Source organism: Pseudomonas allokribbensis (assembly GCF_014863605.1).
GTDB lineage: Bacteria > Pseudomonadota > Gammaproteobacteria > Pseudomonadales > Pseudomonadaceae > Aquipseudomonas > Aquipseudomonas allokribbensis.
The window spans coordinates 346,488-372,180 of sequence record NZ_CP062252.1 but is presented as its reverse complement, the minus strand read 5'-3'; the positions used below and the strand labels follow the sequence as shown (position 1 = coordinate 372,180).

At 55.1% G+C, this 25,693-nt stretch carries 28 protein-coding genes, 1 tRNA gene and 2 pseudogenes; 11 read left to right on the top strand and 20 right to left on the bottom strand.

Translation table 11 applies throughout. The features are described from left to right. The first annotated feature begins 46 nt into the window (after window positions 1-46). The 6 genes from IF199_RS01670 to IF199_RS01645 all read left to right on the top strand — a co-directional run bounded on the left by IF199_RS01670 (window position 47) and on the right by IF199_RS01645 (window position 4,811). Window positions 47-742, top strand: coding sequence for an ABC transporter permease (locus IF199_RS01670; RefSeq protein ID WP_096821938.1), 696 nt, complete (start codon window positions 47-49; stop codon window positions 740-742). Next, window positions 739-1,428 (top strand): ABC transporter permease, encoded by a 690-nt coding sequence (locus IF199_RS01665; protein WP_007952568.1) that lies wholly within the window; start codon window positions 739-741, stop codon window positions 1,426-1,428. The genes IF199_RS01670 and IF199_RS01665 overlap by 4 nt, the downstream gene beginning before the upstream one ends. Beyond that, a complete protein-coding gene (locus IF199_RS01660) occupies window positions 1,409-2,644 on the top strand; it encodes a methyltransferase (protein ID WP_192559537.1) in 1,236 nt (411 codons plus the stop codon). Before IF199_RS01665 ends, IF199_RS01660 begins: the two co-directional genes overlap by 20 nt. Window positions 2,645-2,988: 344 nt before the next feature. Continuing rightward, entirely contained in the window at window positions 2,989-3,825 is an 837-nt protein-coding gene (locus tag IF199_RS01655) for an FkbM family methyltransferase (protein ID WP_192559536.1), read from the top strand. Between the two features lie 75 nt (window positions 3,826-3,900). Next, a tRNA-Thr gene (locus IF199_RS01650) sits at window positions 3,901-3,976 on the top strand. Between the two features lie 262 nt (window positions 3,977-4,238). Next, the gene (locus IF199_RS01645) at window positions 4,239-4,811 is read left to right on the top strand and encodes a hypothetical protein (RefSeq protein WP_192559535.1); all 573 of its coding nucleotides are present in this window, start codon (window positions 4,239-4,241) and stop codon (window positions 4,809-4,811) included. A gap of 202 nt (window positions 4,812-5,013) precedes the next feature. Here IF199_RS01645 and IF199_RS01640 read toward each other — a convergent pair whose 3' ends face one another. From IF199_RS01640 to IF199_RS01630, 3 genes are read right to left on the bottom strand one after another with little or no spacing between them, the layout of a single operon-like run. Beyond that, the gene (locus IF199_RS01640) at window positions 5,014-5,535 is read right to left on the bottom strand and encodes a hypothetical protein (protein ID WP_244142433.1); all 522 of its coding nucleotides are present in this window, start codon (window positions 5,533-5,535) and stop codon (window positions 5,014-5,016) included. Between the two features lie 9 nt (window positions 5,536-5,544). Then, complete coding sequence (locus IF199_RS01635; protein ID WP_192559534.1) at window positions 5,545-5,883, bottom strand: hypothetical protein; 339 nt, start codon at window positions 5,881-5,883, stop codon at window positions 5,545-5,547. Continuing rightward, window positions 5,876-6,610, bottom strand: a complete 735-nt coding sequence (locus IF199_RS01630) for a TIGR04255 family protein (protein ID WP_244142432.1) — start codon at window positions 6,608-6,610, stop codon at window positions 5,876-5,878. The genes IF199_RS01635 and IF199_RS01630 overlap by 8 nt, the downstream gene beginning before the upstream one ends. 1,382 nt (window positions 6,611-7,992) lie before the next feature. Here IF199_RS01630 and IF199_RS30525 point away from each other — a divergent pair. Next, a complete protein-coding gene (locus tag IF199_RS30525; RefSeq protein ID WP_192559533.1) occupies window positions 7,993-8,544 on the top strand; it encodes a topoisomerase DNA-binding C4 zinc finger domain-containing protein in 552 nt (183 codons plus the stop codon). A gap of 564 nt (window positions 8,545-9,108) precedes the next feature. Here the strand turns inward: IF199_RS30525 and IF199_RS01620 are convergent. The 17 genes and pseudogenes from IF199_RS01620 to IF199_RS30285 form a co-directional block, all read right to left on the bottom strand. Beyond that, window positions 9,109-9,888 (bottom strand): hypothetical protein, encoded by a 780-nt coding sequence (locus tag IF199_RS01620; protein WP_192559532.1) that lies wholly within the window; start codon window positions 9,886-9,888, stop codon window positions 9,109-9,111. A 221-nt stretch (window positions 9,889-10,109) separates the two neighbouring features. Then, window positions 10,110-10,463 (bottom strand): hypothetical protein, encoded by a 354-nt coding sequence (locus IF199_RS01615; RefSeq protein WP_192559531.1) that lies wholly within the window; start codon window positions 10,461-10,463, stop codon window positions 10,110-10,112. A gap of 68 nt (window positions 10,464-10,531) precedes the next feature. Further along, complete coding sequence (locus IF199_RS01610; RefSeq protein ID WP_192559530.1) at window positions 10,532-11,131, bottom strand: tail assembly protein; 600 nt, start codon at window positions 11,129-11,131, stop codon at window positions 10,532-10,534. Window positions 11,132-11,134: 3 nt separating this feature from the next. Continuing rightward, window positions 11,135-11,485 carry a hypothetical protein gene (locus IF199_RS01605; protein ID WP_192559529.1) on the bottom strand — a complete coding sequence of 117 codons (351 nt, stop codon included), beginning with the start codon at window positions 11,483-11,485 and terminating at the stop codon, window positions 11,135-11,137. 111 nt (window positions 11,486-11,596) lie between these two features. Further along, on the bottom strand, window positions 11,597-12,205 hold the full coding sequence (locus tag IF199_RS01600; RefSeq protein ID WP_192559528.1) for a hypothetical protein: 609 nt from the start codon (window positions 12,203-12,205) through the stop codon (window positions 11,597-11,599). A gap of 644 nt (window positions 12,206-12,849) precedes the next feature. Then, on the bottom strand, window positions 12,850-14,652 hold the full coding sequence (locus IF199_RS01595) for a DUF927 domain-containing protein (protein WP_192559527.1): 1,803 nt from the start codon (window positions 14,650-14,652) through the stop codon (window positions 12,850-12,852). Further along, the gene (locus tag IF199_RS01590) at window positions 14,639-15,520 is read right to left on the bottom strand and encodes a toprim domain-containing protein (protein ID WP_192559526.1); all 882 of its coding nucleotides are present in this window, start codon (window positions 15,518-15,520) and stop codon (window positions 14,639-14,641) included. The genes IF199_RS01595 and IF199_RS01590 overlap by 14 nt, the downstream gene beginning before the upstream one ends. Then, window positions 15,517-15,744 carry a hypothetical protein gene (locus IF199_RS01585; protein ID WP_192559525.1) on the bottom strand — a complete coding sequence of 76 codons (228 nt, stop codon included), beginning with the start codon at window positions 15,742-15,744 and terminating at the stop codon, window positions 15,517-15,519. The genes IF199_RS01590 and IF199_RS01585 overlap by 4 nt, the downstream gene beginning before the upstream one ends. Further along, complete coding sequence (locus IF199_RS01580) at window positions 15,737-16,024, bottom strand: hypothetical protein (protein WP_192559524.1); 288 nt, start codon at window positions 16,022-16,024, stop codon at window positions 15,737-15,739. Before IF199_RS01580 ends, IF199_RS01585 begins: the two co-directional genes overlap by 8 nt. Before the next feature lie 3 nt (window positions 16,025-16,027). Next, window positions 16,028-16,360 carry a hypothetical protein gene (locus IF199_RS01575; protein WP_192559523.1) on the bottom strand — a complete coding sequence of 111 codons (333 nt, stop codon included), beginning with the start codon at window positions 16,358-16,360 and terminating at the stop codon, window positions 16,028-16,030. Continuing rightward, window positions 16,357-16,602: a hypothetical protein gene (locus IF199_RS01570; RefSeq protein WP_192559522.1), complete on the bottom strand. Its 246-nt coding sequence runs from the start codon at window positions 16,600-16,602 to the stop codon at window positions 16,357-16,359. The genes IF199_RS01575 and IF199_RS01570 overlap by 4 nt, the downstream gene beginning before the upstream one ends. Window positions 16,603-17,080: 478 nt before the next feature. Continuing rightward, window positions 17,081-17,599, bottom strand: coding sequence for a Rha family transcriptional regulator (locus IF199_RS01565; protein WP_192559521.1), 519 nt, complete (start codon window positions 17,597-17,599; stop codon window positions 17,081-17,083). Then, window positions 17,596-17,895, bottom strand: coding sequence for a helix-turn-helix domain-containing protein (locus IF199_RS01560; RefSeq protein WP_244142430.1), 300 nt, complete (start codon window positions 17,893-17,895; stop codon window positions 17,596-17,598). The genes IF199_RS01565 and IF199_RS01560 overlap by 4 nt, the downstream gene beginning before the upstream one ends. 1 nt (window position 17,896) lies before the next feature. Continuing rightward, window positions 17,897-18,064, bottom strand: a complete 168-nt coding sequence (locus tag IF199_RS01555; RefSeq protein ID WP_192559520.1) for a hypothetical protein — start codon at window positions 18,062-18,064, stop codon at window positions 17,897-17,899. Window positions 18,065-19,383: 1,319 nt separating this feature from the next. Beyond that, window positions 19,384-20,808, bottom strand: a complete 1,425-nt coding sequence (locus tag IF199_RS01550) for a tyrosine-type recombinase/integrase (RefSeq protein WP_192559519.1) — start codon at window positions 20,806-20,808, stop codon at window positions 19,384-19,386. 352 nt (window positions 20,809-21,160) lie between these two features. Beyond that, complete coding sequence (locus IF199_RS01545; RefSeq protein ID WP_192559518.1) at window positions 21,161-21,445, bottom strand: helix-turn-helix domain-containing protein; 285 nt, start codon at window positions 21,443-21,445, stop codon at window positions 21,161-21,163. After that, a pseudogene (locus IF199_RS30285) lies at window positions 21,435-21,703 on the bottom strand (transcriptional regulator). The gene IF199_RS01545 and the pseudogene IF199_RS30285 overlap by 11 nt, the downstream one beginning before the upstream one ends. Window positions 21,704-22,172: 469 nt before the next feature. Here IF199_RS30285 and IF199_RS01535 point away from each other — a divergent pair. The 4 genes and pseudogenes from IF199_RS01535 to IF199_RS01520 form a co-directional block, all read left to right on the top strand. After that, a pseudogene (locus IF199_RS01535) lies at window positions 22,173-22,604 on the top strand (integrase domain-containing protein); the annotation flags it as partial. Window positions 22,605-22,686: 82 nt separating this feature from the next. Continuing rightward, complete coding sequence (locus IF199_RS01530; protein WP_192559517.1) at window positions 22,687-24,129, top strand: caspase family protein; 1,443 nt, start codon at window positions 22,687-22,689, stop codon at window positions 24,127-24,129. Between the two features lie 108 nt (window positions 24,130-24,237). Next, window positions 24,238-25,200 (top strand): caspase family protein, encoded by a 963-nt coding sequence (locus IF199_RS01525; protein ID WP_192559516.1) that lies wholly within the window; start codon window positions 24,238-24,240, stop codon window positions 25,198-25,200. After that, on the top strand, window positions 25,200-25,691 hold the full coding sequence (locus IF199_RS01520; protein ID WP_192559515.1) for a toll/interleukin-1 receptor domain-containing protein: 492 nt from the start codon (window positions 25,200-25,202) through the stop codon (window positions 25,689-25,691). The genes IF199_RS01525 and IF199_RS01520 overlap by 1 nt, the downstream gene beginning before the upstream one ends. Window positions 25,692-25,693: the final 2 nt, after the last annotated feature.

The following is a 25,693-nucleotide window of genomic DNA, read 5'->3' as shown; positions in this document are numbered from 1 at the left end:
CGGCGCCGATCCCCGGCCTTGCCTGCCGCGATTTGAAAAGAAATCCATGATTATCGACCTCTACGGATTCGGCCCGGCGCTCGCCGCCGGCGCGCTGATGACCGTCAAACTGGCACTCTCGGCCCTGTGCCTCGGGCTGGTGCTCGGTCTGCTCGGTGCCTTGGCCAAGACTTCCCCGTACAAGCCGCTGCAATGGCTTGGCGGCACTTATTCGACCCTGGTGCGCGGCGTCCCGGAATTGCTCTGGGTGCTGTTGATCTACTTCGGTACGGTCAACGCCATGCGCGCCCTCGGTGAGTTCTTCGGCAATCCCGATCTGGAACTCAGCGCCTTCGCCGCCGGCGTCATTGCGCTGGGCCTGTGCTTCGGCGCCTACGCCACGGAAGTGTTCCGCGGCGCGATCCTCGCCATTCCCAAAGGCCACCGTGAGGCCGGCGTGGCCCTGGGCCTGTCGAAATGGCGGATCTTCACCCGGCTGATCATGCCGCAGATGTGGCGCATCGCCCTGCCCGGTCTGGGCAACCTGTTCATGATCCTGATGAAGGACACCGCACTGGTGTCGGTGATCGGTCTGGAAGAAATCATGCGACACGCGCAGATCGGCGTGACCGTATCCAAACAGCCGTTCACCTTTTATATGGTCGCCGCCTTCATGTACCTGGGCCTGACCGTACTGGCCATGACCGGCATGCACTTCCTGGAAAAACGCGCCGCACGCGGCTTCGCGAGGAGCGCTCAATGAACTGGGAAGTCATCATCAAGTGGCTGCCGAAACTGGCTCAGGGCGCGACCCTGACCCTGGAACTGGTGGCCATCGCCGTGATCGCCGGATTGCTGCTGGCAATCCCGCTGGGCATCGCCCGTTCTTCGAAGCTGTGGTACGTGCGCGCATTGCCCTACGCCTACATCTTCTTTTTCCGTGGCACGCCGTTGCTGGTTCAGTTGTTCCTGGTCTATTACGGCCTGGCGCAGTTCGACGCGGTGCGTAACAGCTCGATGTGGCCGTACCTGCGCGATCCGTTCTGGTGCGCTACCGCGACCATGACCCTGCACACCGCGGCGTACATCGCCGAGATCCTGCGCGGCGCGATCCAGGCGATTCCCCCGGGTGAAATCGAAGCGGCGCGGGCGCTGGGCATGTCCCGGCCGAAAGCGCTGTTCTACATCATCCTGCCGCGTGCTGCGCGCATTGGTTTGCCTGCCTACAGCAACGAAGTGATCCTGATGCTCAAGGCCAGTGCCCTGGCCAGTACGGTGACTTTGCTGGAACTGACCGGCATGGCCCGTACGATCATTGCCCGCACTTACTTGCCGGTGGAGATCTTCTTCGCGGCCGGTGTGTTCTATCTGGTAATGGCCTACGTGCTGGTTCGCGGCTTCAAGTTGCTGGAACGCTGGCTGCGCGTCGATGCGTGCCAGGGGCGCTGAAGCTTCTTACGTGCTGACGGGCGAGGATCTACTCGCCCGCTTCACGGCACTGGATACATTTCTCACGGCGCATCAGGCGCTGTGGAAACCCCGCCCCTTCACTCATCTGCAACTGCCCTGGGAATCGTCCTACCCAGAACTGTCTTCGTGGCTACGTGGCCGGTCGCTGGAGGATGCGGAAAGCGCCCATAACCAACCTGCCGAGCTTTTGGGTGCGCCCGAACCCTTTGCTTCATTGGCGGCGTTATCGCTTGAGCTGAGCTCGGTGGGTGAATTACCTGCACACGAGATGGAAGCTCCCAGCCATCGACTGAATGTCGATGTGCCGGGGCGAAAATGGCAGCAGATCGAGGCCTTCGCCAGCCGTTTGTCGTTTGCCTCGCAACCGAAGCACTGGCTGGATTGGTGTTCGGGAAAAGGTCACTTGGGCCGGCGTCTGCTTGGGGCTGACCAGCAACTCACATGCCTTGAATATGACCCGGCGCTGGTTGCCAGCGGTCAGGCGCTGAGTCAGCGTCATCGCCTGCGTGCGCTGCATGTCGAACAGGATGTGCTCGCGGCGAACACCGCTTTATTACTGAACGCCGAGCACACACCCGTCGCCCTGCACGCTTGCGGCGATCTGCATGTGCGGCTGATGCAACTGGCTTCCGACGCTGGCTGCCGACAATTGGCGATCGCACCGTGCTGCTACAACCGGATCAGTCGTACTGAATATCAGGCATTGTCCTCCGCTGGTTCGCGATCAGACCTCCAGCTGTCGCTGGAAGATCTGTCCCTACCGATGAGCGAAACCGTCACTGCCGGGGCCCGCGTCCGACGTCAACGTGATACCTCCATGGCCCGTCGGTTGGCCTTCGATCTGCTGCAACGGCAAGTGCGGGGTATCGACGAGTACCTCCCGACGCCATCCCTTCCCAGCGCCTGGCTGGACAAGCCGTTCGACGACTTCTGTCGCGACCTGGCGGCGTTGAAAGAGTTATCCACAATCGGCGAGCACGATTGGCCGGCACTGGAAGCAGCGGGTTGGCAGCGGTTGGCCGAAGTTCGCAACCTGGAATTAATGCGCGGACTCTTCCGACGACCGTTGGAGCTTTGGCTGAATCTTGATCGGGCACTTTTCCTCACTGAACAGGGATACATCGTACGTCTCGGTACCTTCTGCGAGGCGCCGCTCACACCCCGCAATTTCCTGCTGCTGGCCGAACGCGCTTAATTCCTTGCAGCCTGTGGATAACTCTGTTGATGGATTTATCGTGGATCCAATATCCACGGCTGTTTCAAGCCATTAACAGCCCTGGTCATTTTTTGTTCATATGAATAAAAAACCGGTAAAACAGGGATTTGCGATTCAAATGAGAACCCGTCCACAAAATCCCGCCTGACCCTGTCGAATTAAACGCCTGTTGTGCATAAGCCCCCAAGCAAAAGGACATAACCGCCGAATCACGGACGCCGGCAACGGAAAATTGCGACTGCCCACCACCCTTGCTATACAGGCTCACACTGTGCCGGCAGCGCACGCACGAACAAGAAGAACCTGACTGACAGGGAGCGACCGTGACGTTCATCTCTTACGCACAGAATTTCGAAGACATCCGCCTGTGGCGCGCCCTCAAGTTCTTTGAAAACGGGTTCTACATCGATGTCGGTGCCAACGATCCGACCCACGACTCGGTCACCAAGGCGTTCTACGATCGCGGCTGGAGCGGCATCAACGTCGAGCCGATGCAGAACTTCCACGACGCCCTGTGCGAACAACGCCCGCGCGACACGACCTTGCAATGTATTGCCAGTGATAAGCCCGGTGAAGTGACCTTCTACGGCATTCCCGGGACCGGCCTGTCCACCGCCGACCCCGTCACCGCCCAGGAGCGCCGCGATCTCGGCCTCGATGTGCGCAGCCTCACTGTCCAGGCCCGGACCCTGACCTCGATTTGCGAAGAACACGCCAGCGGCCGCGAAATCCATTTCCTGAAAATCGACGTCGAGGGCCACGAAGAGACCGTGCTGCGCGGCATGGACTTCAGCCGCTTCCGTCCATGGATCATCCTCATCGAAACTCCGTTCGAACGCGACCACACCTGGGAACACCTGGTCACCGACGCCGGCTACACCAACGTTTGCTTCGACGGCCTCAACAGCTATTTCCTGGCCGACGAACACCTGAATCTGAAACCGGCCTTCGACATGGCGCCCTGCCAACTCGACAACTTCCAGCTATGCCTCGGCCACCCCTTCGCCCACCCCGTCAGCCCCGGCGAAGCCGACGCCCTGCAACAAATCAGCGCCGCTCTGCAACGCGCCGAACACGCCGAAGCCCAACTGCGCGCCATCCAGAACAACCGCGCCTGGCGAACGATCCAGAAACTGCGCAACGTCCTGCGTCGGGCTTGATCGGAGCCCGCGCAAAAATAGTCTGAATTCAGGGGTTTACAGAAGCAACCGAGTCGCTATAATCGTCGCCCACACGCCGGTATAGCTCAGATGGTAGAGCAACTGACTTGTAATCAGTAGGTCCCGGGTTCGATTCCTGGTGCCGGCACCATATAGAACAACGACTTAGGCTCACCTTACGGTGGGCCTTTTTCGTTTTCAGCTTCCGTGAACAGAAATTTTCCCCGTTCGCTCCCCGTTTCTTAGTAGCTGATGGCTTTTCACCAGTTATACGCACTACGGCCTATCTCACACAAACCTTCCCATCAGAAGCAATCCATCCCAGATTGAGCAGCGGCCCCTTTTGGCCCGACGTCTTTAAAATTGACGGCTGATATCATCAGCGCCAATCAAAATCCAAGGGGTTAGCTGGAATGGATGCGAAACAAGCGATTGAGGTTCTTCAGAACGATCTGAAGACCAACAAGGAAAAAGGTCTTACGACTGTCAACGTCGATGCTTTAAATCAATATCTCGATCAACTTAAAGAACATGCAATGCAAAACGCCGGCACCCCCGAGACAGAGCTTCAGGACGCCGAGCATTCGCATCAATGGGATATTGAAATGGTTAGGTCCGGCTGGGAAGCTGGCACTAGTGCCCTAAAAACATGCTTCTTGGTATCAGGGGGCTCCGCTGCGGCGCTTCTAGCATTCGGTGGGTCTGCTTGGTCAGCATTGAAGCCAGAGGGGCTTGAGGCTCTTGCAACGACCATGGCATTGCTCGGATGGGCGCTTTTCAGCACAGGGATAGCAACTGCCGTTACTTATCTGGCGCAGTATTTTTTTGCTGAGCGTTTGAAGTGGCATGAGAGAGCTGGGGATGTATGCCAGTGGTCTGCTGTTTCGCTAGTCTTGGCGTCTTACGTGCTGATACTTCTTGCTTACCTTCAGGCTGGCAAAATGTTATCGATGTTCAATATCGTGATGGCCATACCCGTCAATTGACGCCTCAAGACGGTCGTTCCATTGCGGCACAGCGGACATTGGAGCCCGCAGGAAGCTCGCTAAAGCCGCGCGCTCTGAAGAGCGCCAGACGCGACGCCACAACGCCATAATCTATTGGATAGCTCATCCGCGCGCGATCGCTTCATGCATCCTACAAAAATGGATCGCCAACTTAAAGGAAAGCAGGTAATGGCCCATCTGGCTAAGCGAAGTCAGCTTTGTTTTTTGTTTTTTCGGCGTGATTGTCAAACGACTTGTAAGGGATCGAGGTCACTCTGTCCAGGAGCGCTACACCCTCCTCATCCATTCCATATCCCACAGGCAAAAAAAGCATGCTGGTGATTTTTTGCTCGCGGATTGACTGGATCTTGGATCTTATGGCGTCCGTATCAATTCCGCTTTTTTCCAAGACGCTAGCGTAGCCCGCCAGCCCTATTACTGGAGCGTAGGTGATATAGATGGGCAGCTCTCGTTTGTTATCCGGAGATACGTCACAACTATTAGATATTACCAGAACTCGAACAGACCTAATTTTTCCTGAAGGAAAATCCATAAACGGAGTCTGCCCCCAAAGATCGCCTTGCAAGGTTTCATCTGCAAAATCAGCAGTATAAAGATTAGTCTTTTCAGAGAAATCCCTAAGAGCTCCCGCCAATCCGAGCTTCTGCTCTGCTGTGAGGTAGTAGGGTAAAAAATCCTTGTAATCAAACCGATCAATGTTCATCCAAGAATATTACCCTAGCACTAGATCCCAGAAGTTATCTTCAAGAACCTCAGCAAAGTCAGCCCCCAAGGGCTGCATGCCTCCTGACAGCTGCGTGACAAACGATTGGGAGGCGTTGTCCAGATATCGATGGATATCAAGTTCAACGGTTTCACCTACGTTAACCCTGATGGTTGGGCTTGTGCCGGATTCTCGATAATTACCGACAACCATGGTTGAAACGTTTCTTCCAGTAATGCTATCCATAGCTTCTACCTGGGAATGGGCGGCCATCACAGCCGCGAGTACGAGTGCGGAGGCAGTGGCACTGTAGGTTGCAGGGGAGAACTGAAGAGTGTAGTTACTCATAGACAGGCTCCAAAAACTCCAGTGCGGCCGCAGAAATACAATCGAACACTACTCGTTTGTTGGCAGTGTGCAACCGTTCGGTACGTTCAGCTAATTTTTCCAAGAAAACCTGAGGGTTTTCCGCTTGTAGGTCTAGCACAGAATCAATATCAAGGACTGGGCCCGTTCGCGTTGTGCCGTTCGCTAGGACGTAGTGCGCCGCCGAGCCGACCTGAATACTATGAAGCAGCTCCCCTTCTCGTGATTCCATTCTGACATGGAAATTATTGCCGGTTGGAGAGCGCCGGCCTAACGAAAGCTCAAAATTGAAACAGTCGCTCGCCTCCAGAGGTGAACTGTCAAGAATATCAACATATTTAATAGAGCATCTATTCACAGCAGTTATCATCTGCGTCCGCAAAACCGCGCTAAATGCGGTGTGAATCGCTTCTGAAAAATTGGCCCAACCTTGGTATGGAAGCTTTGCTGCAACGCAAAAAATGTGGTCGCCCAGCAAAATCCAGAAGTCTCCCCAACTGATGCGGCAGATTGGAGAGTGGATCAAATTTGGGTCTTGGTCACGGATTTCCTTTGGCAGAGAGGTCAGAGGTAAGTTTTCCAAAAACTTTTCGCCCGGCAGTTGGCTGTAGAGCATCCCAGGCCAAATAGATGCGACTGGCACATCGCTTTCAAAACGCATCTCGAACACTGCGTCTATCAGCGGCTCTTTGCCCAGCTTGATTGGCATAGCTGCCCCAGCCATCTCTTGCCCCACCTGACTTACTCCTCCCATTCGATTCTGAGCTCCTTCTCAAAGAAAAGGGATTACGCTCGGCCCTTCCGGCATTAATGCTGTGGGCGCGCGATTCTAGAGCAGCACGCCAATCGTGTCGATTAACAGACACCCCAACAGGAAGCGAATTCACCACTAGGTCGCGTTGCTCTGTGGGGGGAGTGTAGGTGATCCAAAGACCGAAGGCCATGCCACTACTCGGCAACCCCACCATCGCAGGCGTTCGCGCCAGCACCACCCCGGATCAGGGTAGTGATCGTTCGCATAGTGTTTCGCGAAAGGATGTTGTCCGGGATTTTTCCTAGTTAGCCTGGGCTCCCATTTTGGTATGGCAGGTACTGGATAAACTACCGAGATCCCGGTAATTCCCTTTTCCGCCTAAAAGCGCATTTCCCTGATTGCACGCCTTGGCTCTCTGCGAAAGAGCGCGCCGGGCGTCCTTCGAAAGCTGACCGAGCTCCTGCTCCTACCTGCTGTCAGGTCGCTGGAAGATCCGGAAAATACTTGACGGGCATCAAGCACCAGTAGGCCACCTTTAACGTTGGCGGCGGCGTGCTGCTTGGGTTGCGGACAGTTTGCCAGTGGTCTTACGGCGAAAATCCGTCTAGGGCCAGTCTAGTATTGCCTGGCGCGCTAAGCATTTTTATGGCCCAGTATTTCACCCCCCCATCCCGCCAGGGTGGGTCTGGATATTGGCCGAGCAATTACCTTGACGGCCACCTATTGATTTCTTGACGGGGCTGGTGCTGGCCAAGATGCGCGAATGTCCGAAAAGCCTTGCTCGGCTTGGCTTTCAGCGGTCCAACTGATATTGGCGCCGGAGAAAACCGTCAAGGCCTGTCAAAAAATCCGTCAAGGCTGGTCAAGGATAATGGCGGAGTATTTTAGGGAGGGGACCGTGCAACCCTGCCCCGTAAGCGCCCGCCGCGCCCCTGCCTATTTCTGGACGAGATAGCTATCCGGCCGCATGCCCGATCTGCCACCAGCCAGCACTGTATTTGGCTTATGGGCAGACTTGGATGATATAGGGCCTCTACATCTGTCCAGAGCCTGTCCAGAATCCGTCTGGGGTCTGTGAGGTGTATGAGACGTCAAAGCCCGGTTCTTTGACGGCTCGCCGCGTGGAAAAAGCCTCGGACGCCCGCCGGGCATGGATTCCGTGTCATGCCTGTCTCACATTCCGTCAAAGCGTGGTCAAAGTAGGTAGTGGCGCCACTGTGTTGGTTTCATCACTCAAGACCGGCACGGCCAAACAGCTGTTGATGACCATTCAAATCCGATGTGATATCAACGTGCCAAGCTTGTTCGGGTCATACGCCCGATCCCGATAATGTGTGATGAGAGGCCTAATTTTGTATTCCAAGGACCGGACTTGGCTTGTTGGAATAGTCGTCTTTCTGGGGGCGATGATCTTGTTGTCGATTCTTTTTGGCGGAGCTGTTTGTAGTGACGGTTGGGCTTCTGCGTCGATTGGTCGGCGTGGGGCATGTTCCTCCCATGGCGGAATTGATCGAACGGCTGGCGTTATAAAATTCTTGCTTAGCATTGGAGCGACTGTCTGGGCAGTGGTCGCATACAGCGCAGGGAGGGAAAAGTGGCTAGCGAAGCTTCGAGCAAATAGCGAGATTCCAACTACCGCTACCGCCACCGAAATCGAAATGCCTAATATCGATACGAAGGTTATCCCGCCGCCAGCGAACATCTCAGTGCCACCCCCAAAGGCAGCTCACTCCAAGAGCTCGTCCAAAGTTAAATGCCCAATCTGTGGTGGAGGTATGTCAGTAAGAACCGCCAGGGTAGGCAAGAATGCAGGCGGGAAATTCTGGGGCTGCAAGCGTTTTCCCCGGTGCAAAGGAACCAAAACGCATTACCCCGATTTTTGCCAGTGACATTAGCTGTTCGATTCTCATGCGAACGCTAGTTCAGTGCAGAGCCACCGCGTGTAATCTAATCTTTAGCTCAGGTTGTCAGTGGAAGCCACTGCAAAACGCTGATATATGCAGTGGAAACAACCGATCGTACTGGTAAATTATCCGTGATAACCACTGGCCGGGTTCGCACCAGCTTCGCGTAAGAGGGTGCGAACCAGAAGTGCGAACCTCGGGTGCGAACTTCCTACCGGTACGCATCGGCGACTGCGTGCGCACCTGACTGCGTACCAACGCCAAACAGCTCGCTCCCACAGGGGTTACCCGCACCCCGTGCGTGAAGACACTGCGTGAAGGGTGCGTGAAAACTTGCCGGGAGATGGCTTCGCGAATCGACCCAGTGCGTTACGGACGTGTGCGACGAACTGCGCGAGACACGCCGGCCGGAATCTGGCGCCGGTCTTCCAAGCCGCATTTCGGCAAAGGGAATTTGATACGTCAGTGACCAGCGGGGAGTGGTCACTGGAGGTGGTCACCGCTCTGATCACTACCCAAGCCGTGGATACCCATATTACCCATGTGATTTCAACTTTCCGCTCGGTTGCGTTTCTGATTTCGATAGGGCGCTGTTGTTACGCTGCCGTTATCACCTGTCAGGATTGCGCCATTGCGATGGGGAGCGAATGGCCAGTTCACATCGACGATCGGTTTTGTTGGGATGTTAATTCCAAAAAGACCGTTTATGTCCGTAGTTACCCAAGGCGTCAAATCGAGAACTCCATTGAGTCGGTAATTTGGATTTTGGATCTCGGTGCTAAAAGCAAATGCCAGTGGATAGGTTTTAAATGCGGAAATCCAAAGAGGATCATATTGTTGAGTAGTACCGAATTCCGCGTGGTTGAGGTCTTTCAAAATGCCCTGCCTATTAAATGGATACAGCCACATTTGAAAGCGCAGAGATGGATGTAGCTTTGTAACGTCCCGGAGTACGAACCTTCGCAATTGGCGAGCCATCCTGTGCCGGGGCTGGGCAACATCGTCCAGTGCTAATAAATGACCGGCTACAGCACGAGCAACTCTATTAATATTGATACCCCTAAGCTCTAACGGCTCTATTACAGGGAAGCGCCCCCTCCTCAGCGCCTCAGACGCAGCTCGATAGAGCTCGATTAACCACGGGTCGAGATCTGTTCCCAAAACACGATTGTTGCAGTCGGCGCAAAGTGTGGCTTTTTTTATCCCGTTTTGTGCCAAGAAGGTGCCCTGGTGTCCTCGATAATTCGGATCAACTTTATGTAGGATTTTGGTTACTTTGCGCTGACCTGGCTTGGCCAATCCCTGTGGGAATAGGTGATCCTCGGTCATTAGGGAACGCTTGAGACATAGGTTACATCTTCTAGTTGGTGTCATGGACTTGACTTGAATGTTGGTAGAAGAATCCATCTGTTCACGTTGATGGGCTGAGGGCAATGAGTGTTGACAAAAAGTAGTGAACTATTTAGGCGGTCTCAAACTGATTTCTGCTTGATATAGACCAAATGGGCGTGGTGGGATCAGATGATCTACCTCCGCATTCAGGTTATTTATCAAAGACAGGCTTTTGTGGACCGCAGGGCGTTTTCTTTGCCTGAACCAAAGTCGAGGTACGCGCGTTGGTAAAATTTCACCGAGCTGCCCGAGGCGGTTTTGCTAATGCTCAGGATCTCATTGGTGTTCATGTCGTTGCCGCTGATGATCCGATAGCCTGTTTCTGTTTCGGACATGGTGGCGTCCGGTCGATACTCCTGCCATTGAGGGAGGACACATAGAGCGTAGATTTTAGGTGTCTTGGTGGAGGATGCTGAAAGCGCTGGCACTTTTTCAACAAGGGCGCTTGGTGAATAGCACCCAGCCAAAATAAGGGTCGAGGTGGCGAGAGCGGCGGCTTCAAGAAAGCGCATGGTGGCGTCATCCGTAACTGATAAAGCCGTGACGCTAGCATGCGCTCGCTGAAAGCCCAATAACCGCTTTACGCCTTGTCTTCGGCGTAGATCGAGGCCGAGATGATCATTCCACCCCACCGACGATGTCCGATGCAGATCGGGACCGGGTTACCGCTGGCCGTGGTGTTCTTGGCGCTGCCGAAAGCGTAGGACGGAGAGTTCTCAGGCCCGGCGCTTTGCTTCAGACCACCAGCCTGCGGGCTGAGCATCTGGATAACGCCACCGGCGGCTGTGCCAATCCCCGCACCCATGACCGCAGTCGCCGCAGCGCCAGCGGTCATGAACGACGCTATGACGATGAGCGCAACTCCGATCACTGTCTGCAGAACGCCGGCGCGCTTGCTACCAGCTATTACAGGAACAATTCGAATCTCCTGCGCCCCACCCAGCTTCAAGTCGCGCTCGCCAATGTTTCTCCGATTACGGAAAACAGCGAACTCCAAGCCTTTGCTCTTGGCGTTAGCCAGGTACTTCACAAAACCAGGGTGATTTACGTCGACGGCCTTCACCGCTTCGCGAACGTCGCCCGTGGAGAGCTCGTACAGGTGTTCCCGACCAAATAATTTCCCAGCGCTACCTCCAAGTAGGATCAGCGTCTTATCGCCAAAATTAGTTGCCATTGCCATTTCTTACTCCTGGGCGCCATGTGCGCTATGTTTGGGGATTTCCATGCCGAGCTGGCCGGCAAGGATCATGCGGGCGGCCCTTGCATCGTTTCGAATCGCGATTTCGCGTTTCACGTCTGGATTCCAGGCCGAACAGTGAGTCGATTTGTACGCCCGGGCTCCCCGGTATTCGATGCGCATCAGTTCGGCGGAGATCCTGGCCTCTTCCTCAGTGAAGAAAGGCCCCTCAATCTCAACCCGCTGGCCGTCGCGCACATGCTCTACCGTCCAGACGATGTACCCGCCGATCGTGCCGGGGTCAGTGGTGAAATCTGTGTCCTTACACGCTTCGGCGAAGCGTATGTGGTGTGACATGTGTTGCCTCCTTCGGCGCCTTGGCGCCATTGATGGGCTGATGCCCGGTTGTGTTGCTCCGTGTCGCGACACGTTTTCGTGATTCGCAACACGTGTCGCGTAATTGGGTTTCTACTTGCCGACGATGCTCAGAGTGGGCGGGAGCCTCGGACCGAACGGAGCACCAGGCGAGAAGGGATCGGGCAGTTGTTCTTCCGGGCATTCCCTGATGAACCGGATCATCGCGGCATGGCAGGCGCGATACAGAGGGCCTCCGGCACCCCATTCCTCACTCTTGTGGTCGGCGCTGTCCTCCAGTTGGGAGAGGTAGGCCAACTCGCGAAGGCTGGTGTCTCCATCTGTTCTGGCTTGCTGGCGATGTACCGGGTTGACGCTCAGCAGGTCGCACATCCGGTGGAATCCCAACGCCTGTGCCAGCCCTTCCCGGTCGAACATCAGTGATTGGCCGAACCCGGCGAGCGCATCCTGTGCTCCGGTGCGGATAACCTCCTGATGTTCCCGAGCTCTTTCCTCCAGCTCCTCGATCGCTAGCCGCGTGAATGGCAGAAACGCTTTCAACTTTCCGGCTTCGCGGCGAATGGCTCGACGCTCACCGCGGATAGCGTCGAGCTGGTCAGCAATGGCGCGGCAGATCCGCCGGGTTGTGATGAGCTGTGTGCTGGCGCTGATGCCGGGTTTCAAAGCGATGTTGCACAAGCGGGTGATAAGGCTGGGCGTCATTGGTGCGCCTCCATGGGCGTGTTGTCATAGCTGGCGCGCAGGTCGGCGCCAGCCTTGCAATGGCGGCCGGTGGGCGCGTAGCAACTCCGACAAACCATGATGTGGTTGAGGTACTGGTCGCGAGCCTGTCGCCATTCAGGCGTGGCAGTGGCGGCGCTAGCGTTTGGGCTTGTGATGAGCAGGGGAGCGCGCTCGACGGGGCTGACCAGAGCTAGGCGCGAACGAGGTTCAGGGCGACTCCGCAAAATTGCGGAGTCGGTACCGGTGATAGCTGGCGGCATGTGATCGAGCAGGCAGGAAAGGAGGCTCATGTCGTCGCCTCCCTCGATTTGCTCCATTGCCCATATGTGTCTGTAGAAAAAAAACGGGGGAACGGGGGAACAGTGGGAACACCTAGTGATTCCGGGCCTTTCAGAGGGGGATTCCGTACCCCACGCTTTTTTGTGGGGAACAGTGATAACCAAACGGCAGGGGAGCGGCATTCGCTTATATTCAAAAGCATGTTTGTGTTCCCCCTGTTCCCCAAACACTCAATAAAGGGGAATGGCTACAGGCCGCGTATTTGCTGGCCGTTCCCCCGTTCCCCCTGTTCCCCACGTTTGTAGGTTCCTGTGAAGTCGGGCACTCGTCTCTGGTGGAGGGGGTCATGAGGCACCGCCTTCGCCGTCCAGAGCTTCCGGGTCGATGACGTACATCCGAGCAGATCCGCCGGCGGGGATGCGGTACTTTTTGGTCTTTCGGCTATCTCGATCGGTGTCGCGCTTAGCCAGCGCTCCGCCAACCTCCAATGCCTTGATTACGCGAGTGAGGCCGAACCCGTGAGCGGCTTCGATGAGCGCGGACTTGTTGAACAAGAACAGTCGCTTGTTGGCGATCACCTCCCAGTACCCGGCGCGGTTGAAAACCTTGGTGTCCGCCTCAGGTGCGTCCACGTCCGAGAAACGGCTGCTGCCGTGCTTGTCGATAAAGTCGATGATGCCGGCCAGGATCTGGCGGTCTTCGGCATTCCCTCCGCCGACACGGGAGAGCCATTCGCCGTATAGAAGGCGGCAGTCGGCGAGGGCGGTACCCGGCTCCCACGGGAGCAGTCCGTAGGCGATGGCCATCTCGCCGGCCAGCGCGATCACGGCGAACCGGTCAGCCACACGGCCGGCCTGGGCGTTGTCCTCGACGAACTGAGCGCGGATGCCGTCGAAGTCACTGAGCAAGCCCGGCTTGTCGTCGGTCGCGACCAATCGCTCGACAAAGGCCGGTCCTAGGTGGCCATGGTGGGCACCCACCGCGACGGTGAGCTGCCGGTGAAAGTCCGCGCCCTCCAGCCCATGCAACTCGTCAAAGGCTCGATGCGTGCGGGTGCCGGCATTCACGTCGACCATGCGCAGCTCGGCGCCAGCGTGGGCGGCATTGCCGGAAATGGCGGCGTGCTCGGAGAGCGAGCGCTCGCCGCTGGAAAGGGTCAGCAGGCGCCAGCTCAATTTGGCGCGGCCTTCACGCTCGCGGGTCATGGTGCCTTTGCCTTGGCCGTTGGCGAGGGAATAGGCCATTTCCTGTACCCGCTTCGGGTCGGCGCGCTTAATCTCATCTAGCGGCAGGATGGTGTCGTTTCGGCTCGACGCCTCGATCTCAAGGCCGCCCTTGGTCATGTCCCAACTGGCGGCGAAGACGCCCGGGTCACCCCACACCGACGAGCCGATCAACTGCGCCAAGGACTTGCCGCTCGAGCTGTCGCCCACCAGGTGAACGCCTCCACCCAGCACGCCGACCAGACTTAGCAGCGGGCCGGCCAGCGAGCAGCCGATCGCCAGCGTCAGCACCGGATTGCCTGCGCACTTGGCAGCCACCTCCGATTGCCACAGCGCCAGCTCACCGCGGCGGCTGAAAAGAACCTGCGCCTTGTTGCTGGCCTGGTATCGCACTTTGTCGCTGCCGATCGTCCTCCCGGGCAGCACGAACGCGCCCGATTCATGCCAACCCGGCCGGTTGGTGGTGGCGAACACTTCTGCAGGATGCTGGTCGAGCAGGTACTCCATGAACGTGCCGCGCTTCTTCAGGGCAATGATGACGCCCATCCCGAACAAGGCGCGCCGTGCGTCCTCGCCGCTGCCGCCGAACACTTCCATGGCGATGATCCATTCCTTGATGCCGCCATCTGTGACCAGGCGCAGCAACCGACCCTCGCTGCCGTCGTCGCTATTGGTGGTGCGGGCCACGACTGTAACGGGGCTGGAGATCCACTCATCGGTGATAGGCCGGTCGCCGGTATCGCTCTCGGCGTCGTCCTGGTCAGCGGCAGCGCGCTTGAAGCTATGCCAGTAAACGCCGGGACGAAGCTTGCGGCCCTTCTCGTTGATTACCCAATGCTCATACACCGCCCAGCAGGGGCGATCTGGCGCAATGGTCGCGGCGTCCGGCCGAAGGTTGATCACGTTGGTGTCAGGCTTGGACATGGGCGAGCTTCCAGTTGGCGAGGTCGTTGAAATCAGTGAGGTCATCGGGGGCGCCTTCCGGCCACTCAGGGAAAGCCACTTGGCCACCCACGGCCGCCGCCGCTGCGTTTGCCGCTGCGCGCCCCGGGTTGCCATCGGTGAGCCGGTCGTCGTCGCCGGCGATGACGATTGGCTGGCCCGGGTAGCGAGCGCGAAGGGCCATCGCCGCCGGGATCAAGTTGCCGGCGTTCATGGCTGCCGCCACGACATAGCCACCGTGCTGGTGAAGGCTGGCGGCGGTCGCCCACCCTTCGCAGATGCAAAGCACAGAACCTGGCTCGATGATGCCCAGCGGCGAATAGGTGCCTTTGATCCGGCCGCCGAACAGGAAGCGCTTGCCGCCGTCCGGTGCAATGCGTTGCAGGTTGATCAACTGACCGTCCAGGTACAGCGGAACGAGCAGTTCAGCCCCACGCTGGCGCAAGCCGTAGGAGCGAACGCCCTTCGCCACCAGATACGGATGGTCGGGTGAGGCGCGGCGCGCATTGCGCCACCAGTGATTGGCCTTCTCGGCGGCCTGCTGCTGGCGCCGGTGTTGCTCGGCTTCGCGCTGGCGCCGGGCCTGCTCAACCCGCTCGCGGATCTGGGTTGCTTCGCGGGCGTCCACCGGTTCACGACTACACCAAGTGCTGGCGCTGCCCGCCTTCCAACTGCCGAATGCGCCGGATGCAATGCCGTCCAGGTACAGCACATACCAGCCGTTGAGGGAGCCGGGCTTATCCTCAGGCACGTGGAACCGGTGAATGTGGCCATCAGGTTCTGGCATCCAATCGAGCAAACCGTAGACGGCCTGAAGGGCATCACGGAACTGGATGGTTGCGTCAGTCATGCGGCCCCCTTCGGCGGGGTAAACCGCTTGGCCAAACTCTCCAGTTTCTGAGTCAGGCGCTCAAGCTCATCGCAGTGACGGCCTTGGTCGCCTTCCGAGATTCGCAGTTCCAGAAAGCCGACCAGCGTTTCCACCAGCAGCACATAGCTGGCGCTGTCGATATGAGCGCCAGCAGCGGGTGGGCCGCCACTGCTCTTGCGATTGATTGGGGTCACGTCACCCATGGCTGACCTCCTGTCGATCAGCGCCAGCAAAGGCCCGGCAAACCTGGCCGTTGTTCACGCCGTGCCAGTGGGTGATGTCGTCGATTGAGTCAACCAGGCGGGCCGTTACCTGAGCGTCAGCACTGCGCATAACAAAGCGCCCGCACTCAGCGTCGGCCTCGGTCAAGAACGGTCCCAACAATGCCTTGGGCACCTTTGGATGCGTGACGTAAAACAATTCGCAGGCTTTCTTTGGGCAAGCCGATCCCGTCGACGCAAATGCGCCGTTTTGAATTTTCATGTTTTAAATCTCTTCGAAGTCTTTGGGTTCGAACCGTGCTGCGCCGCCGCGAATCACGCGCAAACCAAGCACCGCAGCACGTGCCACGCGTTCTATAAATCCGATTTCAAGATTGGTGGTGCGCCCGCCCATTCCGGCAATGGCAAATTGAATAGCGTTGAACGCTTCGGTTTCATCGTGGGTGGCTAACTCGAATACTTCGCCTTCAAAGAACTCGATACCCTTCTGCCAGTCAGCCGCTACACCGGGATTGTTCCGAGGCCAGTTGATCAGTCGCCCTTCAGGATCGCGCTTCGTGAAGCTCAGGTGCTCCCGTGATCGGATAGAGGCGCTCATTTGGCCACCTCCGCGGCATCCAGCGCCTTCTGCATCTGTTCGACTTCGCTGTCGACATAGTTCGCCCAGTCGTACCCGAGGAAGCTGCCAAGGCTGGCCAGCTCTTCGATATCGTGCGACTTGCCGTGCTTCAGGTCCTTTGTGATCGCGTTGAACAACACCCGCATATTGCTGATGCGTTCGTGTGTGGCGCGCAGCAGCTCAAGGGCTTCGTCGGCGAGGCGAGCGATTGGCTGGCTCATTGAACGCCCCCTGAGGTTTCCAATGTGCGGACGATGGTCATGTGAGTGTTGTAGCGGGCGAGTCGAACAGAAAGGGACGAGTTTGCGCGGAGAGCGCTCAAGGCCATTCGGCGGTGAGCAAGGGCGCGAATTGCGGACGGAATGAGGGCGTATTTCATTGATGTAGCTCCGTTTACTTCATTGGAGCCACTCCTAACTGCCGCCAAGCAGAGAAGGGTGGCGAGTTGCACAGGATTGGCGGACCGGGGTAAACGGAACCCGGCGCACCCGAGAGTGCTCCTGCGCAACCCGCCATAACACGAGAATGCGGGCGCAAAAAAAGCGCCTGCAATCGTAATGGGGGCGCTGTTGCGCCGTTTACTGTTCGACCCGCCAAGGTCGGTCGCTGAATTTGCAGCGACAGACAAACCATACCGACGGGTGCGACTGCTGGCAAGAAAAGTTATCGACTGTTCATCCCCGATAATGAGCAAGGCGTTCATGGGCGCAAGTCCTCCACGTCGATCGGCAGCTTCAGTTGTTCTCTCAGATGGGCGACGTGGGCGTACACGCCTGGTTTGTCATAGCGCCAGTGCGCCAGGCGGCGACCACTGATGCTGGCTTCGTTCCTGCGGGCTAACAGCGTCTGTGAGGCGTGCCCATAGCGGGCTTCGCGAAACGCCATGATGAGGCTCGCTTTCAGTTCCACGACGCGGTTCGTGTTGCGTGACAGCGACAGCAGGAAGAATGCTTGATCCTCATTGAGCAGGGCAAACCGAACATCACCACCGCCATGCCGGCCCACCGGTCTTGCCTCCGTTTGAAACGCCAGCAAGCCGAACTCTTTGAACTTGAACAGGTAGCGCTCGATCAGCGCGATGGAGTTCTTGTGTTTGTTGTTCAACTGCTCGGCAAGCAATCGGCTGTCCACGCGAGGTTCGCCCTGATACTCGGCGAGGATAATGCGGGGATTTCCCGTATCACTCTCAACAGTCGTTTTGATGGTCTTCGCCGTCATGACGCCACCTTCTGCACAGGGCCAGCACTCAGGTAGTAGGTTGCAACCTTCTGATGATCGCGACCGTGGTCATCCTTCAGCGTACTCAGGTGGGTAACGATGCCATGCCCCTGCGCACGCAACTCAGCTATGCGCGCCCCCGGGCGCAAAATGTTCAGTAGCGCGATGGCTTGGAAGGTATTAATCGAGCCATGCTGGCTCAGATACGCCAAGAGGCGCATGCGCTGGGCGCTCCCACTGGTGTCGTTATTGGTTTGCGCTGAGCAACTCATCTCGGAAGGAAGGATCTTTTCCATGTCAGGCCACCCCATCGTCAGCGTTAACTTCGGCAACGACGAGTTGAGAGCGGCAAACGAGAAAACGATTGGGCACCAATGCGTTTAAGGGTACAGAAAGGGATACAGCTGCTTTTTCCAGGCAAAGCGAACCTGTCCCCGCGCCAGCGCAGAGTTGATTGGTCATCATGGATTAAGCCTCCTGGTTAAGCAGGAAGGATTCCACAGACTCAGGCTCCCAACGGACGGAGCGACCGAAGCGAATCGGGGCGGGAAAACCGGGAGTCTTGGACCAGCGCCACCAAGTAGCGCGGCTGACCTGGTACTTGGCGCAAAGCTGCGCTGCGGTAGCACGTGCTCCGGGGATCGGGAGGTTAGGAACATCGGTAATGCGGGTGGCGGTTTGTGCCATTTGCGGTATCTCCAAAGACTGGAAAAACCGAGAGGATCGATCTGTAGACCACCAGTACCTGCGAACAGGTCAAAAGATGGCAAGTCATCGGAAACAGTACCACTGGTTAAGAAACCAGTAGCGTATTATTCCCTCCGGTACTACAGTCCGCCCGAGCTTTACCTTTTACGGTAAACCGTAAACTGGTAGAGCCATTGAAGCCGTCTCAAACGCTTCTCCCCTCGGGGTTGTGTGCTGGCCTAGCTGGTATGCAGAGGACGCTACAACGTCCTTTCTCGAGCAGCCCCTGGAGGTCGAAGACCAGGGGCTTTTCTTTGTCTGCAATTCCAACTGTCAGCGATCCTGTCAGCAAACACCAGACAATCAACTTTCAAGGTGTCTCATACATCGACAGAACGCTGTAGGCGTGTTCGCATGGTAGCGGCGCTTTTCAAAAAAAAGAACCTGTTTTTTTTGAATCTCCTTTGCATACTTTGCATAACTTCTTATCCCCGGACATTTTCTGGCCGAAACTTACTGTACCGCTGCGTCCCACCAGCACTCATAAGCCCCCATGAGCACTCATGAGAAGGCAAAAAGCAAGAAGGCACCGTTCGTCGGATTAGGGCGAAATGCCCTAATCACGGGGGCTTCATGGGGACTGATGAGGCCCTCAATAGTCCCTAGCACAAATCATGCGCCTTTCGTAGCTGAGAATTTTTATACATAGTTTCGCTAATGTTTAACCAGCCGCGACACGTTTTGAGAATTACGAAAACGTGTCGCGACCTTGATAGAGGGTGACACTGAAGTGTGCGGACTGGACTTCCACTCAAAGTGGAAACTTACACTTAAAGTGTGCTCAGCTCTGTTATGAACAGTTTTCCTGTTTATTTGCGCTTATTTGCTGTTATTCCCACTTATACGTAGTTTCTGCGCCTTTTAAGCCAGAGTTATGGAACGGAAAATCGCTGCACCCCGCGTATTCTGGGGAATGGGCGGAGGACTGACGGTGGTGTCCTATAGCTTCACTGGCAGCGATTTGGACGTTGAGCTGCCGCTTTTGACGATGGCTCAGGCTGCTGATCCCGCCTAAAAGGCTTTCAGTCGTAGGGCCATCAGGACATTGAGTTAGATTTCTTTTTCCGACGCGAGATCGAAAGTACATTCCCGACGCCTTTGGATTCTCCTAACGTTTTAGCCAATGCTTGGTCGAATAGCTCGATTGCTCGACGCTTCTCTGGCAGCGCCGCTTCAGGATTGTTTCGGTAGTGCCGAGATACAACACCTGTCTGGCCATGAGCCTGAAGGAGATCCGACAACCGATCGTCAACACCGTGCTTTTGCATAAGCTGTGTGCAGGTCCGGCGCAGGTCCCTTGGAGAGAATGCAGGGATCTTCACACCATCGATTAGGGAATGCTTGGAATCAAGCCAGTCTGCTACTGCATGAGTAGGACTGCTAATTACGAAGGGCTGTTTACCATGTGTCGTCCAGGGCCAGGAATGGTCACCATTGATTTCCCGCACTTGGCGCATGATGGTAATGGCCCGGCCAGATAGCGGGACGAGGTGCGGCCGACTCATGGTCTGACCTCCTCTTCCCTTGCGGTGGATTAATAGCACCGTACCGGCGTCCAGATCATAGTCAGCCCAAGTGGTTTCGATCAGATTCTTGATACGCTGGCCGCCAGTCGAAATGACAAATTTAAATAGCAGCCCCATAACCGGACCGATACCGGCCGTACTCTCAACCGTATCCCAGAATCGCTTCAACTCAGCGTCAGATAATGAACGTTCGACAGGAGCCGAGACTTTATCGACCTTTACCATTGCTGCCGGGTTGATTTCGAGACTATAAATTTTCGCATTGGAGCGGCCGACCACGCTCTCCGCCGTGAGCCCATGATTGAATGCCGCAACCAAGAACGAACGCATACGATCCGCCTGCACTTTGGAGCCACGCTCCCAAATCGGATTGAGGATGGTGAGGATATGATCAGCCCTAATATCCCGAGCCTTCATCCTCATCACCTCCGGGTGAGGCTCCTGCATGTTGGTCTTGAGAAGACGCTCTAACTCCTTCACGACGCCTGGTGTTGCCTTGATCCGACGGGATTCAATGTAGTCTTGAAACAGATCGTGAAAGCTTCCGCGGGAGGCCTCAATTTCCGCCAAGCGTAGACGCTCGAGCCGGTCCGCTTCCTCAATTGCAGCCGCAGCTTCTCGACTAGCCGCGGCCGCGGCCTGCTGTTCAGATATGCTCTCCAAGTACTTCGCTATACCGCCCGCAACTGCGACCTCAACTGAAATGCGCATCGCCTGCGCGCGAATGCCATCCAAGCTTTGCTCGTCTGTACCCACACGCGGCTTCTTCGCCAGCGTCCCGAGAGGCAGCCGCTTGTCGCTATCCGAGGTGCGTTCCCGGTAGTAGGCCTGAATCGCTCCGGAAGCTTTACGCTCGAGCAGCAAAGTCCCCTTTCCGCGAGAGCCGACCGGCTCCGACTGACGAGTCTTTACCGCATAGGCTTCCATCTCGGTCATTCGCGTACGCTTAGCCATTCTTTCCCCGTTTTCCCCATCCGTTCCCCGTTTCTCATGCAAAGGTACGCTAACAGGTGAAACATAGAAAGACACAAAACTGGCTACAGACCATGTAAACACTAGACAGAGCAAAACTTGTGAGATTCGATGAAGCGGGACGAAGCCTCAGAGCAAACGGCTTGTAATCAGTAGCTCCCGGGTTCGATTCCTGGTGCCGGCACCATACAAAACAAAGCCTCTGCAGAAATGCAGGGGCTTTGTTGTTTCTGGAATGTCCACATTTCGTCCACATCTCCGATTATCGGCAACCGCGAGCCGATTCTAATCGGAAGATTCCATGGACGATCGCACCTCAGGCTGGCTGCAAATCCCGCAACGCTTCCGGATGCTGGCTCGCAACACGCAATAGTGTCTGTGCCGCACCTGTTGGCTGCCTGCGACCTTGCTCCCAATCCTGTAACGTCCGCAAACTTACACCGATCAATTTGGCGAACGCACTCTGCGAAACGCCCATCTTGGCCCGCGCTTCAGCAGCCGCCGAGAGTGGCACCTCTGTCACACGAGCGGCTTTTCCCGCCTTCATTTGGCGGACAGAGTCCAGCAAGTCCTGCTGGAATTGCTCCAGTTCATTGACCATCGCTGATTTCCTCCTTCAGTTGCTTAAGAAAGGCTGCAGGCAGGTTGTCGAATTTGGCCTTGGTGTAGGCAATCAGCAACCAGATTGAGCCTTCGGAAAGCGTGTTGTAATAAATGACACGTGTACCACCTCGCTTGCCCATGCCGCTACGAGACCAGCGAACCTTGCGCAGGCCTCCGCTACCCGGCACGACGTCACCGGCCAGCGCTTTGCAGCAAGCCAGTTTATGAATTCATGCCGCTCACCATCGGCCCAGATACCGTCAACATAGCGCTAGAAAATTTCGGTTTCGATAATGGTATACATGGGCGGCACTATACGGCCCTGCCGTACAAGTGAGTAATGCACGTTTGTCTGATGCAGATCGATAAACACAAACTGTAGCTTCAGCCCTTCTTGGCCTGGGAAGGATCATTTTCAGCGCCTGCCCATAACCGGCACTCAACACATAATCAAGGTGCAAGGTTTTCTCGGCAACAGGTCGCGCTTACAGCTTCCCACTCACGCTCAACATGCCTCTCTGTATCAGATGACCGTGTCTAAAAAATAGATCTGTCACCATTGCCCGCGAATTATGCCCAAGCTCCCGGTCGTAAGGAGCCGCCAGTCCGGTGTTAGTGGACAACCCTCACAGGTCGCAGGGGCCTTGATCCCTGATAACACTCAACATTCTTGGCGGGATGACGTGGGGAAAGTTTTAAGAGTTTGCTTCGAGAGGAGTTCGATCATGGCATTGGTCGGTAGACGAGACGGGCGAAATTTTGGCTATGGCCGGCAGTTGAGTTATGCCGGGCCACAGGCATTGCGAGATCTATTTGGCGGAAGGCATTACGGCACAGTCAAAGCGCACAGTGATCGCTGGCAGGCATTTGTACGCTGGTGTCACTCGGAAGATGGGCCGGGGTTTAACGATGCGCGGCAGATTGATCGGCAGACTTTGCTGGATTACGCCGGACATCTACGCCAGCAAGTTGAACAAGGTGAGCTCACCATTGCCACCGCTCAAAACCGGTTGTCCAGTGTGGACCGAACCATGGCCACGCTTCGTGGTGATCAGCATGTGAAAGTACTGAGTCCGAGCAAGGTGCTGGGAACGCGGCGCACGGGCGTTCGTTGCTCGGTGCCGCAGGGCCAAGACCGCGAACACGTGAAGCGGATGAGCCTATCAATTCATTGCACATAATGATATCAAAATAGTAGCATCTCGCAGAACGGCTCCACCCAATCAAGGAAGAATCTGGATGAAACGGCGTTTGACGGCACTTGTAATTGGAATTTCAAACTACCCTAACGGTGGAGCTTTAGCTAACGCTACGCATGACGCCATCGATATGGCCTCAGCACTTGAAACTCTGGATTTTTCAGTAATATTAAAGACTGATTGCACAGCTGAAGATATAGATAGATCTATACAAAATTTCAAGGACAATCTTAATAGTAATGATGTAGGGCTATTTTATTTTGCAGGTCACGGCATTCAAATAAAAGGCGAAAACTACCTAATTACTACCGATACAAATTTTTCGGATGAAATTTCAGTAAAACACACATCGTTTGCTTTGAATCGGCTTATCGAAGTTATGGATGACTGTTCAAATCCAACAAATTTGATAATTTTGGATGCATGTCGCAACAACCCTTTTGTGCGAGCTTGGAATCGTGGGCCTGAATTGTCTGGGCTGGCCTCGGTATATACTCCGAAAGGAACGCTGATCGCATTTGCCACGTCGCCAGGCGAAGTGGCCGCAGACGGTCCAAATCGTAATGGAAGTTACACCGAGGCGCTCCTTAAGCACATCAACACCCTAGACATTTCCGTTGAAGATCTTTTCAAACGAGTTCGAAATACGCTAAGCGTCACCACGACCAACAAACAGACATCATGGGAGCACACTTCTCTTTCTGGTGATTTTTTCTTTAACATTAGCGCTGGGCGACGACTTACAATCTATAGCGCAGCAGCTATCGCGGACTCAACGTTCACTCCTCAGGCTGGAACACTAATTGCTGAATGTATTCGCGACTTAAAATCCAGGAATTGGTATACTCAAAATCCTGCCATTGCTAAGCTCACGAAGGAAAGGCTTGAATCATCGGATATAAACACGCTGTTCGTTTTGGGCAGAAATATCTATCAAGCCGCATGTGGCTCGGCGAACGACGCAATCAATTACATAATTGATTTCAATAACAAAACTTCGGAGCTTTCCCAGAAAAACAGAAAATCCATATTGGACGGCATGCTATTTGAAGTGTTTTTCAATTCAAAAGGTGAGATCAGAGAAACATTTAAGACATCAAAGTTCGATCAGCTTTTTGAGTTGCGAAAAATTGAGTCCCTTGCCTCTAGCTTTGAGCTTATATCAGATGTGCTAATTACGTACCAAAATCGATTTTATGTCATACCTGGAAAGCCCAGACAGATCAGCATCGACATTAAATCGAAGCAGCTCGACTCAGGCGAGCAACTGATCACTGGGATTTTTTTCGAAGGGACCAATATCATTAATCTCACTTTCAACAAAAGCTACGAAGATATTACCGCTCACCCAATCAGATACGACAGCCTAGTAAAAATGATTACCACGCAGATGATGATCCCAAAGTCACAGCTAACCATTACTAGCGACTTTGATGAAGCATCCAACATCTTAATACCATTTGGCACTAATCTCGCAAAATAAACCTTCTTCTAAGAGAAGCTGTTTCTAGGTTTGTAAAGCGACCTTTAACAAGCTGTCGATAGCTTAGGTTACTTTAGATTCAATTTGTACGCACAAGGAGGGTGAGCTATGCGCAAAGGCTTGTTTGTCGGAATAAACAACTACAGCCATGTTTCCAAACTCAGTGGCTGTAACAACGATGCTATGGCGATGGCTTCTGTACTGGAGCGTCATTCCAGTGGGCGACCAAATTTCAGCAATAAAATTTTGACCTCGGCTGAAGAGGACGTGAGTCTGACGTTACTCAAAGACAATATTCGTAGTCTATTTTCTGGAAAATGCGATGTCGCGTTATTGTATTTCGCCGGGCATGGTCAGTTTGATACGGATATTGATGAGGGGATGCTTATACCGCAGGACTACAAAATGGGAGGTGACGGCCTACGAGTCAGCGACATTTTGAAATGGGCACATGATGCCACGCAGATTGAAAACAAAATAATCATACTGGACTGTTGCGAGGCCGGTGGTGCAGGAGATAGTCGCGCTCTAAGGGGCGGAGCTAGCATGTTGAGCGAAGGAGTGACTATCCTCACAGCCTGCAAAAAAACAGAGCCTGCGCTGGAGAAAAACAGCCATGGCGTATTCACCGGCCTACTTCTGCAGGCTTTACACGGGGGAGCTGCTAACGTTCTCGGCAAGGTCACGCCTGGCAGCGTCTACTCGTTTGTCGACAATGCACTTGGAGCATGGGAACAGCGGCCCGTCTTCAAAACCAACGTATCGCAATTTATTGCGTTGCGAGAAGTCGCACCTCTAATTTCCGAGGAAATACTGCGCAAACTACCCGACTGGTTTCCCGATGCAAGCTTTGAGTTCCCCTTAGACCCTAGTTACGAACCTACTGAAACCGCAGTGTTCAACTCCGACAAAGGCGACGTCTTCGCTCAGTTGCAAAAATGTAATCGCCACAGCTTGATAGAGCCAGTGAACGCTGACCACATGTATTACGCCGCAATCAACTCCACCGGCTGTCGTCTCACTGCCCTAGGAGCCTATTACCGAGAACTTGCAATCAAAGGACATTTCTGATGCCTGTATTTATCAGTTACCGCCACACCGACCGTGACCAAGCCATAGAAATAAACAGTCGACTGAAAAAAGCAAACATCAATACCTACTTAGACGTATTGGATGCTGAATCTCAATCCACCGAAGACATCACAGCTGTTATTACCCGTAACATCACCCAATGCACACATTTGCTCGCCGTCGTTTCGGAGAGAACCGCACTGTCGTGGTGGGTGCCATTTGAAATTGGTGAGGCTACAATCAGCAATCGACGAATCTGCTCCTTCAAAACTGGAGGAACTGAGCTTCCCGAGTACCTTGAAAAGTGGCCAAAAATGACCAAGGCCACAGATATCGACTTATTCATCGAATCCTATAAAAGCGAACTCATCTCCGAACGCTCGATAAGCCTTGAATCGATCGTGGGCAGCGAATCACTCCACAAAATAAACAAGAGCAACGCTGATAAATTTCACTCGGAACTCAAGACGAAGATTCGTCGAGGGTATTAAAA